Below are 16,111 nucleotides of genomic sequence, written 5' to 3' on the forward strand. Positions count from 1 at the left end.
TCAGCCCTTCTTCTTGTACATGGCCAGCATGCGCTGGGTGACGAGGAACCCGCCAAAAATGTTGACCGATGCCATAATGAGGGCGAAGAACCCGAACCAGCGCGCCGGGCCATCCTGCCCGACATTTTCAACCGCCACCGCCAGAAGCGCACCCACGACGATCACCGAGGAGATCGCGTTGGTCACCGCCATCAGCGGCGTGTGGAGCGCCGGCGTCACGCTCCAGACCACGTAGTAACCCACGAAGATCGCCAGAACGAAGATCGAGATGAAAAAGAAGAAGTAGTCGATTTCGCCGCCCATCACTGGCCTCCATCTTTCCTGGCTGCGGGCTTCTTGGCCAGAGCTTTTGCCGTGGTCGCCTTTGCGGCAGGTTGTTTTGCCGCCGCCGGTTTGGCCGCAGGCTTGGCGGCCGCAGCTTTGCCGCTCTTGTTCGCCGCCCCGGTCTTGGCGGGCGCTTCAGGAACCGGCTTGTCGTCTGCCTTCTTCGCAGCGGGCTTTTTTGCCGCGCCGGACTTCGACGCCGCACCGGTTTTTGCCGGCGCTTCCGCCTTGGCCTCGGCGGGCTTGGCTGCCGGCTTTTTGGCAGCAGACTTTTTGGCCGTCGCGGGCTTGGGCGCGGGCGCATCGCCTGCAAAGCCCGGATGCACCACCGCGCCGCCGCTGGTCAGGAGCGTCGCCTTGACCAGTTCATCTTCGGCATTGACCGCGATGGCCTTCTTGTCCTTGTCGATCATCGTCTCGAGGAAGGCGAGAAGGTTCTTGGCATAAAGCTGGGAAGCGGTCGCTGCGACCTTGCCGGCCAGGTTAAGCGTACCCAGGATGGTGACGTCCTTGTGCACCACCACCTTGCCCGGTTGCGTCAATTCGACATTGCCCCCACGCTCGGCAGCCAAATCGACAATCACCGATCCCGGCGCCATCGATTCCACCATCGCCTTGCTGACAAGGCGTGGCGCCGGACGGCCTGGAATGAGCGCAGTGGTGATGACGATGTCCTGCTTGGCGATATGCCCGGCAACCAGTTCGGCCTGCGCCGCCTGTTCTTCCTTGGTCAATTCGCGAGCATAGCCACCCGTGCCCGACGCGTCTTTGAGCGCTTCGGTCATGATGAATTTTGCGCCCAGCGATTCCACCTGCTCACCTGCCGCCGCCCGCACATCGGTTGCCGACACCGCCGCGCCGAGACGCCGCGCCGTCGCAATCGCCTGCAACCCTGCAACGCCGGCACCCATCACGAACACCTTGGCCGCACGCACCGTGCCCGCCGCCGTCATCATCATCGGCAGCGCCCGGTCGAAGGCCGCGGATGCGTCGATCACCGCCTGGTAGCCCGCAAGGTTGGCCTGTGAGGACAGAACGTCCATCACCTGCGCGCGGGTGATGCGCGGCATCAGCTCCATCGCGAACACCCGGAGCCCTGACTTGGCCAGCGCCTTGAGCGCGGCCTCGTTGCCATGGGGATCCATGATCGCCAGAACCAGCGCATCCTTGTTGAGGCCCGCAAGCGCGGAAGCCTCGGGCCGCCGCACCGCGAGCAGCACATTGGCGCCCTTGAGCGCCGCCGCAGCCGTCGCCGCCACATCGGCGCCCGCGGCTTTGTAAAGTGCGTCCGGAATACGCGAGGCCTCACCGGCCCCCTTTTCTACGCTCACCGTCGCCCCGAGGCCGATCAGCTTCGTGACGCTTTCGGGCGTCGCCGCAACGCGGGTTTCACCCCCGATGCGCTCGCGCAATACGGCAATCTTCATTTGCCCCTACCCTTTCACAGCCCGACCGGATGTTCCCGGCCGGCACCCCACACTATCTGCGCCCGGAATTGCCGACCGGCCGAAGACGAGAAAATTCTAGAAAATGAACAGGAAATAGAGAACGGCCAGGATGATTACGTTGGCAATGATGCCCCATTTGACGAGCTGAAGAAACGCCTTGTAGGTCCCGGAATGCTCCTCGAAATCCTTGTCCTTCTGCTTTGCGCTGATCGGCTTGTTCGAAAAGGTCGCTACATGCTGTTCGGCCATATCTATCCTCTAAAGTCAGTCCGTCTGTCGCCCATCAAGGGCGCGTTGCATCCAACTCGTCGATCAGCCTTTCGATCATCGAAAGCCCGAGCGACCAGAACCCGGGATCCCGGGCATCGAGCCCGAAGGGCGCAAGCAGTTCGGAGTGATGTTTAGATCCCCCAGCCTCGAGCAGCGCGAAATACCGCTCGGCAAACCCTTCGTTCGCTTTCTCATACTGCGCATAAAGCGAGTTCACAAGGCAGTCCCCGAAAGCATAGGCATAGACGTAGAAGGGTGCGTGGATGAAATGCCCGATATAGGTCCAGAGCGTTTCGTATCCCTCATTGAGATTTATCCCTGAACCCAGGCTTTCCGCTGAAACCTCCATCCAGAACGTCTCGATCTCTTCGGTCCGCAATTCCCCTTGGCGCCGTGCCGTGTGCACCTTGCGCTCGAAGCTGTAAAACGAGATCTGCCGCACCACGGTGTTGAGCATATCCTCGACCTTGGAGGCCAGAAGCGCAAACCGCTGTTTCGGATCGGTCGCCGCATCGAGCAGCGAGCGGAACGTCAGCATCTCGCCAAAGACGCTTGCCGTCTCTGCCAGCGTCAGGGGCGTTGGCGCCATCAACTCGCCCTGCTTGGCCGCGAGCCGCTGATGCACCCCGTGTCCCAACTCGTGCGCGAGTGTCATCACGTCCCGCGCCTTGCCCATATAGTTGAGCATCAGATAAGGGTGCACGGTTGTGACCGTCGGATGTGCAAAAGCGCCCGAAGCCTTGCCCTCGCGAACCGGCGCATCAATCCAGCCTTTTTCAAAAAACGGCGCGGCGATCTCGACCAGTCTTGGCGAGAACCGCCCATAGGCATCGAGCACTGTGGTCTTTGCCGTTTCCCAGTCGAATATCCGGTCGTCGCTCATCGGCAGTGGCGCATTGCGGTCCCAGGCGTCGAGCCTGTCTTTCCCGAACCACTCTGCCTTCATCTTGTAATAGCGGTGCGAGAGCCTGGGATAGGCCTCGCGCACCGCGGTCTCCAGCGCTTCCACCACCTCGCGCTCGACCGAGTTGGCAAGGTGCCGGCTATCGGCAATGTCCTTGTAGCCGCGCCAGCGGTCAGAGATTTCCTTGTCCTTGGCGAGCACGTTGGTGATGTGGGTGAAGAGCCGCTTGTTCTCGGAAAGCGTCTTGGTCAGCGCCCCGAACGCCGCCTTGCGCTTTTCCTCTTCCTTCTCGCTCATCCGCGAAAGCGTCTGTTCGAGCCCGAGCGTTTCACCCGCCACATCGAACTTGAGCGCCGCCATCGTCTCGTCGAACAGGCGATTCCACGCTGCATGGCCGGTCACGTACTTGTCGTGGAAAAGCTCTTCGACCCGGTCCTCGAGCTGGTAGGGCCGGGACTTGCGCAACTCCTCGAACCAGGGCTTGTAGCGTGCTAGCCCCACGTCCCGCGCAAAGGCCGCATCGAGCACGCCATCCTCGATACGGTTGATCTCGAGCGTAAAGAACAAGGTCCGCGTCGAAAGCGTGGTGAGCTTCTCCTGCGTATCGCCGAGGAATTTCACCCGGTTCGGATCCTGCGTGTTCTGCGCATAATTGAGATAGGCAAAGGCGGACAGCCGCCCGAATACCGCGTCGAGCTTCTCATACCGCCCGACCGCCTCGATGAGCTTGTCTCCAGCCGCAAGCTCCGAGAGTTTCCCCTTGTATTCCGCCTCGAACGCGTTGGTTTCCTTCTCGAGGAACGCCAGATCCGCCTTGACCTCGTCCGACCCGGTGCCGGGATAAAGATCGGAAAGATCCCACTCGGGCAATTCTCCGAACGCGTTGTGACCCGCTTGCGGCTGGGAAACGGCCATCGGCAAAAGCTCCTCGAAATTCCTTCTAAACCGGGGCGCACCTTATCCAGTCGCCCCCTCAGTGCCAAGCGGCTACCGCCCGTCGGTGAATTGCACCAGATCCCAGAGAGTCCCGTAAAGATCCTCGAACACCGCCACCGTACCGTACGGCATTTCTTTCGGCGCGCGCACGAAGTTTACCCCTGCCGCGAGGAAGGCCTGATAGTCGCGCGTGAAATCGTCGGTGCCCAGAAAAAGAAACACGCGCCCGCCGGACTGATTGCCGATGAACTCTTGCTGATGCGGAGTTGCCGCTCGCGCCAGAAGGATGGAAGCCGACCCTCGCCTTTCGGCTTCACCACAACCCAGCGTTTGTCCTGCTCGGGCTGATAGCTGTCCTCGACAAGCTCGAAACCGAGCTTGTCGACATAAAAATCGATCGCTTCGTCATAGTCGCGCACCACCAGCGCGACGTGTACGAGCTTGCGGTTCATCCCGGCCTTCCCGCGTTCTTTAGCTTAAAACCCTGTTAAGCCATCGCCCCTAACCTGACCCAAATCGGCACACATTGCGATTCGCTGCAATGTGCCGGACAAGTTGGCGTTTCCGGGAGTGATCTTTCCTTTATGCATAAGGTTTTGATCGTCGACGACGATCCGGTTCAGTGCCGGTTGGCGAGCGAAGTTGTCGAGCGGGCGGGCTTTGCCCCCTACGTCGCCCATTCCGGCGTGGAAGCAATGACATTGCTCAGGGAAGTGCCGGGTATTGCGGCCATGCTGCTCGATCTCGTCATGCCCGATATGGACGGCATGGCCGTCCTCGAAGCGCTCAGGCGCGAGGATTACGCGATTCCCGTGATCGTGATGACCGCACAATCCTCGCTCGATACTGTCGTGTCGGCCATGCGGCTAGGCGCCACCGACTTTTTCGTCAAGCCGGTTGCCCCCGAACGCATCACGGTTTCGCTGCGCAACGCACTGAAACTCGGCACGCTCGAAACCACGCTCCAGGCCGAACGCGCCCGTAAGTCGGGCACGTTCACCTTTTCCCATATCATCTCGAAAAGCCCGGCAATGGCCCGCCCCCTGGCGCTCGGCCGCAAGGCCGCCGGAAGCACCATTCCGGTTCTCATCGAAGGGGAATCCGGTGTCGGCAAGGAACTGCTTGCCCGCGCCATCCAGGGCACCGGCGAGCGGGCCGGCAAGCCCTTCGTCGCCGTCAATTGCGGCGCCATTCCCGCCAATCTCGTCGAATCCATCCTTTTCGGCCACATCAAGGGTGCCTTTACCGGCGCGGTCGCCGACGCACCCGGCAAATTCCGCGAGGCGCATAACGGCACCCTGTTCCTCGATGAGGTGGGCGAGCTTCCCCCCGAAACACAGGTCAAGCTCCTGCGCGCCCTCCAGGAGGGAGAGATCGAGCCTGTTGGGGCCGCAAAGCCTGTCCGCGTCAATGTCCGAGTCATATCAGCAACCAACCGCCGCCTTTTGAACCTCGCGCGCGACGGCGTCTTTCGCGAGGACCTTTACTACCGCCTCAACGTCTTTCCCATTTACGTGCCACCGCTGCGCGATCGCATGGACGACGTTCCGGCCCTCGTTGAAGCCTTCATTGCCCGCTTTGCTGCCGAGGAGGGCCGCCGCGTTTCGGCGATCTCGCCAGAGGCGCTCGAACTCCTCATGGCGCACGATTGGCCCGGCAATATCCGCCAGCTCGAAAACGCGGTCTTCCGCGCCGTCGTATTGGCCGAGACGCCCGCCCTACAGCCCGCCGACTTCCCTCAAATTCTCGCTGCCCACCGCGGCGCCGACGAAGCGCGCATTGTTCCCCCTTCCCTCTTTACCCCCGCCGAGCCTGTCCATATCGACGCGGCGGTAGCGCTCCCGCGCCTACCGGATCCCGTCCCCATCGCCATCCCCGACCGTTTTCTCGACGCTTCGGGTAACCTGCTGCCCCTGGCCGAAATCGAAAAGGAGTTGATCGCCTTCGCGATTTCCCACAACGCAGGCCGCATGGCTCAGGTCGCCCGCCAGCTCGGCATCGGGCGCTCGACCCTTTATCGCAAGCTCAGGGAATACGGGCTCGACAGCGATGTTGCCTGAAAGCCGCACCTGCCGGTTTGTTGTGTTCACAAGCGCGGCACAGTGTTGGCCGGTTAATCGCCCTTTTGTAGATTTCGCTCAAAGTTCGTGCGGAATCGGACAGAATTAAAGGTCTGGCGCGCAACCGCATGTTTAAAGAGGGCTTGGGTGAATTTTAAAACCTTGATTTTGGGACTGGGGCTGGGCGGCCTTACTGCCCTTGCGCCGCTTCCGCTTGCCGTTCCTTCCGCCGCCGCTTTTGAAACGGTCCTGGTCGGTGAAGTCGCCACCACTCGGATTGTCGTCGCGCCTCCGCGCAATGCGCTCGAGCGCACCATCCGCGACGGCCTGCGCGATGCCATCGCCGCCGCCCCAGCTGGCAGCCGCGCCCGCACCGATGCCGAGCAACTCTATTATTTCTACGGCGCCCGACACTTCGCCCCCTTGTGGCTGGTTGAGGACGAGACCGGCCGCACTGTCTTTACCCCCGCCGCCCAGGGCGTCGTCGACCTTTTCGGCCGCGCCCATCTGGAGGGGCTCGACCCCACCGACTACCTCACCCCGGCCCTCGATATCCCGGCGGCAATGAACGACCCCCAGCGTTTGGCTGCGCTCGAAGGCGAATTTTCCGCTGCCATGCTGCGCTATGCCCAAGACGCGCGCTCTGGCCGGCTAGACCCGAGGTCCGTTTCCGGCAATATCGATGTCCCGATCAAGCGGGTCAACGAGAAGGCCCTGCTCGAAAGGCTTTCGGCATCGCGCGATCCCGCCGCGATCCTCCAGACCTTCCATCCCGCCCACCGCGAATTTCTTGCCCTGCGCGACCTGCTCGCCCGCCATTACGACGGCTCCATTGCGCCGGTTCAGGCCATCCCGGACGGCAACCTCATTCGGGTTGGCATGACCGACCCACGCATTCCGCTCCTGCGTGAGCGGCTCGGCTCCTCCGCCGGCGACGCCGATCTCGCTTCGGTCTACGACGAAGCGCTCGCCACCGAAGTCCGAAAATTTCAGTCCGGCATGGGGCTCAACCCCGACGGCGTTGTCGGGCCGGCCACAATCGCTGCGCTGAACGGCACCGGCGGCGCCACCCGCGCCGATATCATCGCAAACATGGAACGCTGGCGCTGGATGCCCGAAGACCTTGGCGATTTCCACGTCTTCGTCAACATTCCCGAATACCGGCTCGAAGTCGCGAGATATAACGAGGTGGTCTGGGAGACGCGCGTGATTGTGGGGCAGACCCGCCGCCAGACTCCCATCTTTTCCGATCGTATCCGCCACGTGGTAACCAATCCCTATTGGAACGTGCCGCCCACCATTCTGCGCCAGGACGTGATGCCGCGCGTCGCTGCCAATCCGGGCTATCTCGCCAGCCAGAACATGGAGCTTTTCTATGGCGGCCGGCAGGTCGACCCCTGGTCGGTGGACTGGTCGACGGCCAATCCGACCTCCTTCCGCGTACGACAGCGGCCGGGGACATCGAATGCGCTGGGCATGGTCAAGTTCCTTTTCCCCAATACCCACGACGTCTATCTGCACGACACCAATTCGCCCGGCCTGTTCGCACGCTCGGTGCGCGCAATCTCGTCGGGTTGCGTTCGTGTCGAAAACCCCTTTGAATTTGCCCGTGCGCTCCTGGAGTTCGAGCCAAACTTCACTGTCGCCTCGCTCGAAAACTCGCTCGGAGCCGCCAGCGAGCGCTGGTTCAACATGGACCGTCAGGTTCCTGTGCACCTCGCCTATTTCACCTTGCGTATCGGCAAGGACGGCACCGTGCGCTCCTATGCCGACGTCTACGATCACAATGCCCGGATCATCGACATGCTGGGGCTCAAATAGGAGCCATCTGCCGGCGTCGCCCTGAGCACCGATCCGGCAACCATCCGTTAACCACGATGAACATTAACGCCACGGCAATGCCCCATTTCCTCGCTATTGAAGGCACTTAGCGGGGCAGGGCTGGCGTTGACACCTCGTTAGCGTTAAGATTCTCTCATCAACTTGCTGCTAACTTCGCCGCAGTTTGAATCAAATAACGGGCATGACCGGGCGTGACTTTCGGGGGAATACAAACCATCAAGCGTATCGGGCGAGCTGTGCTCGCGGGCATCCTTGCGGTGGCGACCCTTCTTCCCGCGACGACCGTTCAGGCCTCCAACGAACGCGCCCTCTATCTCCATTATACGCACACCAAGGAAACCGCGCGCATCGTCTTCAAGCGCAACGGGCAGTATGTGCGCGAGGGCCTCAACCAGCTCAACGTCTTTCTGCGCGATTGGCGGCGCAACGAGCCGGCCAACATGGATCCCGCGCTCTTTGACCTTCTCTGGGAGGTCTATCAGGAGACCGGCTCCAACCAGCCGATCCACATCGTTTCGGCCTATCGCTCACCGGCCACCAATGCGATGCTCGCCTCGCAATCCTCGGGGGTCGCCGGCAACTCCCAGCACATGGCCGGCAAGGCGATCGATTTCTATATCCCCGGATTTCCCGTGAACACGCTGCGCGAAATCGGCTTCCGCAAGCAGGTCGGTGGCGTGGGCTATTATCCGTCCTCGGGCACGGCATTCGTCCATCTCGATACCGGCTCGGTGCGCGCCTGGCCGCGCATGACCACTGCCCAGCTCCAGCAATTGTTTCCCGATGGCCGCACCCTGCATCTTCCCTCGAACGGTAAGGTGCTCTCCCAGGAGGGCTATAACCTCGCCCAGGCCGATTATCAGCGCTGCGGTCGCGTGCCTTGCTCGGGCGGCAACAATTGGGGGAGTTCGGACACCCGTACCGCGAGCGCCAATTCCGGCCCGAACCGCACACTTTGGGATTGGCTGACCGGCACCGACGGCAACCAGACCCAGCAGGCGCCGGTGCAACAGGCCGCCGTGCAGGCGGCGCCGGCACAGGCCCCGGCCAGCCGCGCGGTTACCTCGGTTTCCGTCCAGCAGGCCGTCATCGCGCCCCCCACGCCCCCTACCCGGCCTACCGCCGTTGCCGCCGCCCAGCCCCAGAACATTCCATTCGCCGTGGTCGATGCCGATACCATCCGGACCGAGGTTGCAGCGATCGCCAGTGCTCCTGCGGCACCGGTTCCGCCCGCGATGTCGCGCACGATCGCCGAACTTCGCGCTGGCACACCATCCGCTACGGCCCAAGCCAGCAACGAAGGTGCGTTGGCCATCGCGGCGATCGACCAGCAGCCTCCCGCGCGACCTGATTTCGGCGCCAGTGTAGCTGCTACGGCCTATGCCGCGCCCAACGCCCGCATCCAAGCCAGCCCCGCCCCCCAAGCCGCTGCAGTGCCGCTGGCGCGCCCGGCTTCCGCTGCCACGCCGCAGCCTGCGGCCGTGCTCGAACCCGAATCCATGGCAGCCGCTTCGCTCGCGCCCGAAGTTGGCCTCGATAGCTTCGCCGCTCTTTTCGAAGGGCCGATCCTGCCTCTGGACGGCCGGCCCGATGCGGCCACCGAGAACGCCCTGACAGCGCTCAAGGCCCGCGATGGTGAACTTTTTGCGCCAGACCTCGACCACGTGACCGAACTCTTCACGCACCCCTCTTCGATGTCGAGCGCCCAGTTCGCCTTCTTCTCGGATCCCGACAATGCCGATTTCAGCCCAGAAACCGAACTGGGGACCGGCACTCATGGCTATGCCTTCGCCCGCACAGCCTCCCTCGGCACCGGGGCGTCCGGCGGCGACGGCGGAACGATCTGGGTGACCTTGCGTTAATCTGCGGCGGTCTGCCCCGGTCTAGCCTCTTCGGTTGCCAAAAGCCGCCGGTCTGGCTACACCAGCGGAAACGTTCCTGCGTGTCGGGGGAATGATCCAAAGGTCCGGTCTGTTGTCAGAAAATTCCAAGACCCCTCTGCTCGATACCATTTCAGCGCCCGCAGACCTCAAGGATCTCAAGCGCGAAGACCTGTTCCAGCTTGCCGATGAGTTGCGCACCGAAATCATCGACGCCGTTTCCGTAACCGGCGGCCATCTGGGAGCGGGACTGGGCGTCGTTGAACTGACCGTGGCACTTCATCATGTCTTCGACGCTCCTGACGATCGCATCATCTGGGATGTCGGCCATCAGGCCTATCCCCACAAGGTCCTGACCGGGCGCCGCGACCGCATCCGCACCCTGCGCCAGAAGAATGGGCTATCGGGCTTCACCAAGCGCGGCGAGAGCGAATTCGATCCCTTCGGTGCCGGCCACTCCTCGACCTCCATCTCCGCAGGTCTCGGCATGGCGGTCGGTGCACACCTCAAGGGCGAAAGGCGCAATGTCGTGGCCGTCATCGGCGACGGCGCGATTTCTGCGGGCATGGCCTATGAGGCTATGAACAATGCCGGTGCGATGGATGCCCGTCTTATCGTCATTCTCAATGACAACGACATGTCGATTGCCCCACCCACCGGGGCGATGAGCGCCTATCTCGCAAAGCTTGTTTCCGGGCCCGCCTATCGCGGCCTGCGCGACGCCGCCAAGCATTTCGTCGAAAACGTCATGCCGCCCTTCATCAAGGAGCAGGCGCGCAAGACCGAGGAATACGCCCGCGGCTGGTGGACCGGCGGCACGCTCTTTGAGGAGCTGGGCTTTTATTACGTCGGCCCCATCGACGGACACAATCTCGACCACCTTCTCCCGGTGCTCAAAAATGTCCGCGACGCCGAAAGCGGGCCGATCCTCGTTCATGTCGTGACGCAGAAGGGCAAGGGCTATGCCCCGGCCGAAGCCTCGGCGGACAAGTATCACGGCGTCTCCAAGTTCAACGTCATCACTGGAGCCCAGGCCAAGACGCCGTCCAACGCCCCGTCCTACACCTCGGTTTTCGCAGAGAGTTTAATTGCCGAAGCCGAGCGCGACGAGAAGATCGTCGCCATCACCGCCGCCATGCCTTCGGGCACCGGGCTCGACAAATTCGCGAACACCTTCCCTGCCCGCACCTTCGATGTCGGGATTGCCGAACAGCATGCCGTGACCTTCGCGGCCGGGCTAGCGACCGAGGGCCTCAAGCCTTTCTGCGCCATCTATTCCACCTTCCTCCAGCGCGCCTACGATCAGGTGATCCACGACGTCGCGATCCAGCACCTGCCGGTCCGTTTCCCCATCGACCGTGCCGGCTATGTCGGTGCCGATGGTCCCACCCATGCCGGCGCGTTCGATATTGCCTATCTCGCGACCTTGCCTGGCATGGTTGTAATGGCGGCGGGCGACGAGGCCGAGTTGCGCCACATGGTGACGACCGCCGCGGCCTATGACGAGGGTCCCATCGCATTCCGCTATCCGCGCGGCGAAGGAATGGGCGTCGAGATGACCGAGCGCGGAAAGATACTCGAGATCGGCAAGGGCCGCATCCTTCGGGAAGGTTCGGCTATCGCGCTATTGTCCTTGGGCACGCGGCTCGGGGAATGCCTCGCCGCCGCCGAAACGCTCAATGGCCTCGGTTTCTCGACCACCGTGGCCGACGCCCGTTTTGCCAAGCCGCTCGATGAAGATCTGCTGGCCCGCCTTGCCCGCAACCACGCGGTGCTGCTGACCGTCGAGGAAGGCGCCATCGGCGGCTTCGGTTCCCACGTCGCGACCCGCCTCGCGCAATTGGGCCTGCTCGACGGCGGCCTCAAATTCCGCCCCCTCCTCATGCCGGACCGCTATATCGATCAGGCGGGCCAGGACGACATGTACGCCCAGGCCGGTCTCGACCGGAACGGTATTGTCGCCACGGCCCTCACCGCCATTGGCGACGAGGCCCTCGCGCTGCAGGCACTGAAGGCCGGACGGGAAGGAAGCTGACGATCGAGGCGACATGAACCTGCCGCCGGATCTTCGATATGAACGTTTCGCGCCCACATCTGGGCTCGCCGATTACATAGAGCACTTCTGGATCATCGAAGCCGATGTCGGCCCCACGAAGCGGCTTGAAATCCTCACACCCAACGGCAGGCCGGTCATTCTTGTAAGTCTCGCCGAACCCGGCGAGCGTATCGATCCCCAAACCGGAACAAGCGAACTCAATCAAAGCGCCGTAACAGGGATAGCCACACGCCCGGTCATAATAGGCCAAACGGGCCGTTCCCGACTTGTTGCGGCGCAACCGACGCCCTTCGGCTTGAGCGCGTTGGGTGCGCCGCTTGCGGTCGACGGCTCGGTGCCACTCGCGGACTGGCTGGGAAATGTTGAGGCGGACAGGCTCGTCGCGGCCCTCGCGGAAAGCCCTTTGGGGGAAGAAGCCGCGCGCCGTCTGGAAAGGGCGCTATCTCGTCACCTCTGCCCCTTGGCGCCGGCCGTGCTCACCCGGCTTCAGCGCGCCATCGCGCAGATCGAGGCTGCCAGCGGCGACATCGAAGTGGCCGCCCTCGTCCGCAATCTTGATACCGATTATGACCGGCTCTATCGCGATTTCCGCCTCCATCTCGGCATTTCGCCCAAGACGTTCATCGCCATCGTCCGGTACCATAACCATGTCGGCCGCCTGCTTGCTGACACCACCGGAGGTGGGCTGGCCCAGCTCGCCGTGATGCAGGGCTATTACGACCAAGCCCATGCCAACCGCGACTTCCGCCGGTTTACCGGCGTTTCACCTACGCACTTCCGCGAGACGCTGAACGGCATTGCCAAGATGATGCACGGAATCTGACCCGGCTCCAGATTTGTCCAATCACGGTTGGCGGCATTTCGTTATCCCACTCCCGTGAAAACCAACTGGAGACACGGCAATGACAAAGCTCGTTCATTTTGAACTCACCGCGAGCGATGCTGAAATGACGGCAAGATTCTATTCCGACATTCTCGGCTGGACTGCCGGACCCTCGCCCCATGTGCCGAACTACATGCTTCTGTCCGGCAACGATGGTGCGACCGGCGCGGTCATGTCCGACCGTTACCAGTCACAACCCGCCATTTTGTGGTTTGAAGTGGCCGATATCGACTTCGTCCTCTCGTCGATTGCAAAGAACGGCGGCAAGCAGCAGGGCGATATCAACACCATACCCGGGCAGGGCCGGGTGGTTTATGCAAGCGACCCCAACGGCACAATTTTTGGCCTCAAGCAGCCAAAGTAAGGGTCAAACGGTCCCTTCCCGACGCTGGGAAGGGACAACCCGTGCCAGGAACCCCTAAATGGGTCGTCGACCCCGCCTCAATCCTCGTTCTGATCCGCCGCGGGCGCGTCGAAAACCATGCCCAGCGCATGCATGTAGAGATCGAGGATCGCTTCCTGCTCGGCGCGCTCGTTGCGGTCCAGCTTACGGATGCGCACGATCTGCCGCATTACCTTGGTGTCGAACCCCGAGCCCTTTGCCTCGGCATAGACGTCCTTGATGTCATCGGCGATCGCCTTCTTTTCCTCTTCAAGTCGCTCGATGCGTTCGATGAAAGCGCGAAGCTGGTCGCGGGCGATGCCGTGATCGGACATGGGTGTTTCCCTGAAATTGCGTGAGTCTTTGATGGGCCGGAAGGCCGCGCTGCCCCTATCAAAACCAAGGGGGCCCGCTTCGCAAGACTTGCCGCCGGTTACCCACAGCCAACATCCCCCCTGGGACCAATTGCGATATCATTCCGCCAGGCATCCCTCTGCCATCCCCCTCGGAGGAGCGAATCTGCTCCGGGATTTTTAACTGAACGAACTATACGATTTTCGTTCAATTCGTTCAGGAAAGCGCTGAACGATCTCTTTTCATGCCTTAGCGCAGCGAGCCTGAACCAATTTATGCCCTACGAAGGTCTTAGACATTGACATCCCCGGACCCCTTGAGCAGAAACGTCATGCCTTGCAAATTACCCTCGCGAACCGCCATCGTGCAGCACGTCTTCCGTCATTGCCTTCTCGTTTGCCTTGCCATCGCGGCGTTGGCAGTCGTCCTTCCGTCCGAGGCGCGCGCCGATCTCAAGATTTGCAATCAGACGCCCAACACCGTCTCGATCGCCCTTGGCTACCGCGCGAGCGCGGGCTGGCAGTCCGAAGGCTGGTGGGTTGCCGGCTCGGGCGCCTGCGCGACCGTTTATCAGGGCGCGCTCTCCTCGCGTTATTATTACCTTTACGCAGTCGATGACATCGGGGGCGGCGCTTGGGACGGCACGGTCTATATGTGCACCCAGGACGCCAGCTTCACCATATTCGGCGTTGAAGACTGCCTTGCCCGCGGCTATGAGCGCACGGGCTTTTTCGAGCTCGACACCGGCGACAACACCGAATGGACGGTGCAGTTGACCGAAACCAACATCAACCTGGACCCGCAATGAGAAGAAACCGCCGCGTCAAGATTCTCGCCACCCTCGGCCCCGCCTCGTCAGATCAGAGCGTGATCGAGGAACTCGTCCGTGCCGGCGCGGATGTCTTCCGCATCAACATGAGCCACGCCAGCCACGACCTGCTGCGCGAAACCGTGGCCAAGATCCGCTCCATCGAAAAGTCCGCCAAATACCCCATCGGCATTCTGGTGGATCTCCAGGGCCCCAAGCTGCGAATCGGGCGTTTTGCGGATGGCGCGGTGACCCTCGCCAAGGGCGAGACCTTTACCCTCGATGCCTCCGACGCACCGGGCGACAAGACCCGTGTCCACCTTCCGCATCCCGAAATTCTCTCGGCTGCAAAGCCCGGCGAACGCTTGCTGCTCGATGACGGCAAGATCGAATTGCGCGTCACCGCCTGCTCGCCCGAGGCAATCAATTGCGAAGTGGTCTATGGCGGCAAGCTGTCAGACCGAAAGGGCGTTTCGCTCCCCGACACTATTCTCGAGGTCGGCGTTCTGACGGACAAGGACCGCGCGGACCTGCAAGCCGCATTGGAAGTGGAAGCCGATTGGATCGCCCTTTCCTTCGTCCAGCGGCCCGAGGACATCATCGAGGTCCGCAAGACCGTTCAGGGCCGCGCCGGCGTGATGGCCAAGATCGAAAAGCCGCAGGCAATCGACCGGCTTGAGGAGATCATCCGGCTTTCGGACGCCATCATGATCGCCCGCGGTGACCTTGGCGTCGAAATGCCGCTCGAATCCGTTCCCGGGCTGCAAAAGCGCATGATCCGCATGTGCCGCCGGCTCGGCAAGCCCGTCGTCGTCGCCACCCAGATGCTCGAATCGATGATCACCGCGCCGGTCCCGACCCGCGCCGAGGTGTCCGACGTCTCGATTGCTGTCTTCGAAGGCGCCGACGCAGTGATGCTCTCGGCAGAAAGCGCCTCGGGCGCCTATCCGGTGCAGTCGGTGTCCACCATGAACCGCATCGCGGTGGCCGTCGAGCAGGACGCGCTCTACCACGGCATCATCCGCGCCCAGGCCACCGAGCCCGAGGCCACCGCCGCCGACGCCATTTCGGCCGCCACTCGTCAGGTCGCCGAAACGCTCGATCTTGCCGCTATCGTCACCTACACCTCCTCGGGCTCCACCGGCATCCGCGCCAGCCGCGAACGCCCCGCGAAACCCATTATCGCGCTCTCGCCCAAGATTACGACGGTGCGCCGCCTCTCGATCGTCTGGGGCCTGCATTGCGTCCAGACCGACGATGCCATCTCGCTCGACGACATGGTCGACCGCGCCTGCTCCATCGCCTATCTCGAAGGCCTCGCCCGCCCCGGCGACCGTATCGCCATCACCGCGGGTGTCCCCCTGGGCACACCCGGCGCCACCAACATGCTCCGCATCGCCTTTGTGGGACAGGACGGGGCGGGGGGATCGTAAGGGGCACAGACATCGAGCCGGGCAAGTCCATCAGCATCGTCACCACTGCGGACGCCCCGATTCTGGCAAAGACGACGGGTGTCTGGCGCTGGGAGGCGTTCTTTAATGAGGGACCGCCCAGCCTGGCTGAGACTCTTGAACTCGACGCTCAGTGCGCCGGTTCCCATGAGCTGATACCATCGGTTCTGGTTTTGCTCGAAGACGGGCTCCCCGCGGGAATGGTCGCCTTGTGCCTGGACGACCTGGAAGGCAGGCCAACGATGAATCCATGGCTCGCCGGCCTTTATATCGACCCCCCGTACCGCAACAGGGGATATGCTCTGCGGTTAATCGAGGAACTCGAGACGCGGGCCCGGAAGGGCGGACTCGAACGACTCTTCCTCTATACCGCTGGCGCGGCCGGCCTTTACTCCAAGGCAGGCTGGACAACCATTGAGACCTTCGAAAAACAAGGCAGGGCGTTCTCCGTTATGCAACGCAGACTTTGAAAGGTACGGCGTGACGCCCCGACTGCCTTCCCGCAAAACAAAA

Annotated in this window: 14 protein-coding genes and 1 pseudogene; 9 read left to right on the forward strand and 6 right to left on the reverse strand. The window is 62.4% G+C overall.

The features are described 5' to 3' along the window. The 5 genes and pseudogenes from I2G20_RS15025 to I2G20_RS15045 all read right to left on the reverse strand — a co-directional run bounded on the left by I2G20_RS15025 (position 1) and on the right by I2G20_RS15045 (position 4,334). On the reverse strand, positions 1 to 303 hold the full coding sequence (locus tag I2G20_RS15025) for a proton-translocating transhydrogenase family protein (protein ID WP_196260558.1): 303 nt from the start codon (positions 301 to 303) through the stop codon (positions 1 to 3). Continuing rightward, positions 303 to 1,751 (reverse strand): Re/Si-specific NAD(P)(+) transhydrogenase subunit alpha, encoded by a 1,449-nt coding sequence (locus I2G20_RS15030; protein WP_196260559.1) that lies wholly within the window; start codon positions 1,749 to 1,751, stop codon positions 303 to 305. Before I2G20_RS15030 ends, I2G20_RS15025 begins: the two co-directional genes overlap by 1 nt. Positions 1,752 to 1,847: 96 nt before the next feature. Next, entirely contained in the window at positions 1,848 to 2,021 is a 174-nt protein-coding gene (locus I2G20_RS15035; RefSeq protein ID WP_196260560.1) for an aa3-type cytochrome c oxidase subunit IV, read from the reverse strand. 34 nt (positions 2,022 to 2,055) lie between these two features. Continuing rightward, positions 2,056 to 3,861, reverse strand: a complete 1,806-nt coding sequence (locus I2G20_RS15040) for a M3 family oligoendopeptidase (RefSeq protein ID WP_196260561.1) — start codon at positions 3,859 to 3,861, stop codon at positions 2,056 to 2,058. 72 nt (positions 3,862 to 3,933) lie between these two features. After that, positions 3,934 to 4,334, reverse strand: a pseudogene (locus tag I2G20_RS15045) (VOC family protein). 132 nt (positions 4,335 to 4,466) lie between these two features. On the opposite strand from I2G20_RS15045, the gene I2G20_RS15050 reads away from it, so the two are divergent. The 6 genes from I2G20_RS15050 to I2G20_RS15075 all read left to right on the forward strand — a co-directional run bounded on the left by I2G20_RS15050 (position 4,467) and on the right by I2G20_RS15075 (position 12,967). Further along, entirely contained in the window at positions 4,467 to 5,942 is a 1,476-nt protein-coding gene (locus tag I2G20_RS15050) for a sigma-54-dependent transcriptional regulator (protein ID WP_196260562.1), read from the forward strand. A 147-nt stretch (positions 5,943 to 6,089) separates the two neighbouring features. Further along, a complete protein-coding gene (locus tag I2G20_RS15055; RefSeq protein ID WP_196260563.1) occupies positions 6,090 to 7,763 on the forward strand; it encodes a L,D-transpeptidase scaffold domain-containing protein in 1,674 nt (557 codons plus the stop codon). 212 nt (positions 7,764 to 7,975) lie between these two features. Continuing rightward, positions 7,976 to 9,646, forward strand: coding sequence for a peptidoglycan L,D-endopeptidase MepK (locus tag I2G20_RS17155; protein ID WP_343070351.1), 1,671 nt, complete (start codon positions 7,976 to 7,978; stop codon positions 9,644 to 9,646). Positions 9,647 to 9,758: 112 nt separating this feature from the next. Further along, a complete protein-coding gene (gene dxs / locus I2G20_RS15065; RefSeq protein ID WP_246473102.1) occupies positions 9,759 to 11,699 on the forward strand; it encodes a 1-deoxy-D-xylulose-5-phosphate synthase in 1,941 nt (646 codons plus the stop codon). Positions 11,700 to 11,712: 13 nt separating this feature from the next. Beyond that, positions 11,713 to 12,543 (forward strand): helix-turn-helix domain-containing protein, encoded by an 831-nt coding sequence (locus tag I2G20_RS15070; RefSeq protein WP_196260565.1) that lies wholly within the window; start codon positions 11,713 to 11,715, stop codon positions 12,541 to 12,543. Between the two features lie 79 nt (positions 12,544 to 12,622). After that, positions 12,623 to 12,967 (forward strand): VOC family protein, encoded by a 345-nt coding sequence (locus I2G20_RS15075; protein ID WP_196260566.1) that lies wholly within the window; start codon positions 12,623 to 12,625, stop codon positions 12,965 to 12,967. A 77-nt stretch (positions 12,968 to 13,044) separates the two neighbouring features. Here the strand turns inward: I2G20_RS15075 and I2G20_RS15080 are convergent, their stop codons facing one another. Beyond that, entirely contained in the window at positions 13,045 to 13,320 is a 276-nt protein-coding gene (locus I2G20_RS15080; RefSeq protein ID WP_196260567.1) for a DUF2312 domain-containing protein, read from the reverse strand. Positions 13,321 to 13,670: 350 nt separating this feature from the next. On the opposite strand from I2G20_RS15080, the gene I2G20_RS15085 reads away from it, so the two are divergent. The 3 genes from I2G20_RS15085 (at position 13,671) to I2G20_RS17550 (ending at position 16,068) form a co-directional block, all read left to right on the forward strand. Beyond that, positions 13,671 to 14,147, forward strand: coding sequence for a DUF1036 domain-containing protein (locus I2G20_RS15085; protein ID WP_196260568.1), 477 nt, complete (start codon positions 13,671 to 13,673; stop codon positions 14,145 to 14,147). Next, on the forward strand, positions 14,144 to 15,580 hold the full coding sequence (gene pyk / locus I2G20_RS15090) for a pyruvate kinase (protein ID WP_196260569.1): 1,437 nt from the start codon (positions 14,144 to 14,146) through the stop codon (positions 15,578 to 15,580). Before I2G20_RS15085 ends, pyk begins: the two co-directional genes overlap by 4 nt. A 62-nt stretch (positions 15,581 to 15,642) precedes the next feature. Next, entirely contained in the window at positions 15,643 to 16,068 is a 426-nt protein-coding gene (locus tag I2G20_RS17550) for a GNAT family N-acetyltransferase (protein ID WP_425502653.1), read from the forward strand. The last annotated feature ends 43 nt before the right edge of the window (positions 16,069 to 16,111 follow it).

The sequence above is a fragment of the Pelagibacterium limicola genome (assembly GCF_015694405.1).
Taxonomy (GTDB): domain Bacteria; phylum Pseudomonadota; class Alphaproteobacteria; order Rhizobiales; family Devosiaceae; genus Pelagibacterium; species Pelagibacterium limicola.

What these genes read in the sequence shown, in the direction of transcription:
- I2G20_RS15040 (WP_196260561.1), bottom strand. Translation starts at nt 3,861, where the DNA reads ATGGCCGTTTCCCAGCCGCAAGCGGGTCACAACGCGTTCGGAGAATTG.
- I2G20_RS15080 (WP_196260567.1), bottom strand. Translation starts at nt 13,320, where the DNA reads ATGTCCGATCACGGCATCGCCCGCGACCAGCTTCGCGCTTTCATCGAA.
- pyk (WP_196260569.1), top strand. Translation starts at nt 14,144, where the DNA reads ATGAGAAGAAACCGCCGCGTCAAGATTCTCGCCACCCTCGGCCCCGCC.
- I2G20_RS15075 (WP_196260566.1), top strand. Translation starts at nt 12,623, where the DNA reads ATGACAAAGCTCGTTCATTTTGAACTCACCGCGAGCGATGCTGAAATG.
- I2G20_RS15025 (WP_196260558.1), bottom strand. Translation starts at nt 303, where the DNA reads ATGGGCGGCGAAATCGACTACTTCTTCTTTTTCATCTCGATCTTCGTT.
- I2G20_RS15050 (WP_196260562.1), top strand. Translation starts at nt 4,467, where the DNA reads ATGCATAAGGTTTTGATCGTCGACGACGATCCGGTTCAGTGCCGGTTG.
- I2G20_RS15030 (WP_196260559.1), bottom strand. Translation starts at nt 1,751, where the DNA reads ATGAAGATTGCCGTATTGCGCGAGCGCATCGGGGGTGAAACCCGCGTT.
- I2G20_RS15085 (WP_196260568.1), top strand. Translation starts at nt 13,671, where the DNA reads ATGCCTTGCAAATTACCCTCGCGAACCGCCATCGTGCAGCACGTCTTC.
- I2G20_RS15035 (WP_196260560.1), bottom strand. Translation starts at nt 2,021, where the DNA reads ATGGCCGAACAGCATGTAGCGACCTTTTCGAACAAGCCGATCAGCGCA.
- I2G20_RS15070 (WP_196260565.1), top strand. Translation starts at nt 11,713, where the DNA reads ATGAACCTGCCGCCGGATCTTCGATATGAACGTTTCGCGCCCACATCT.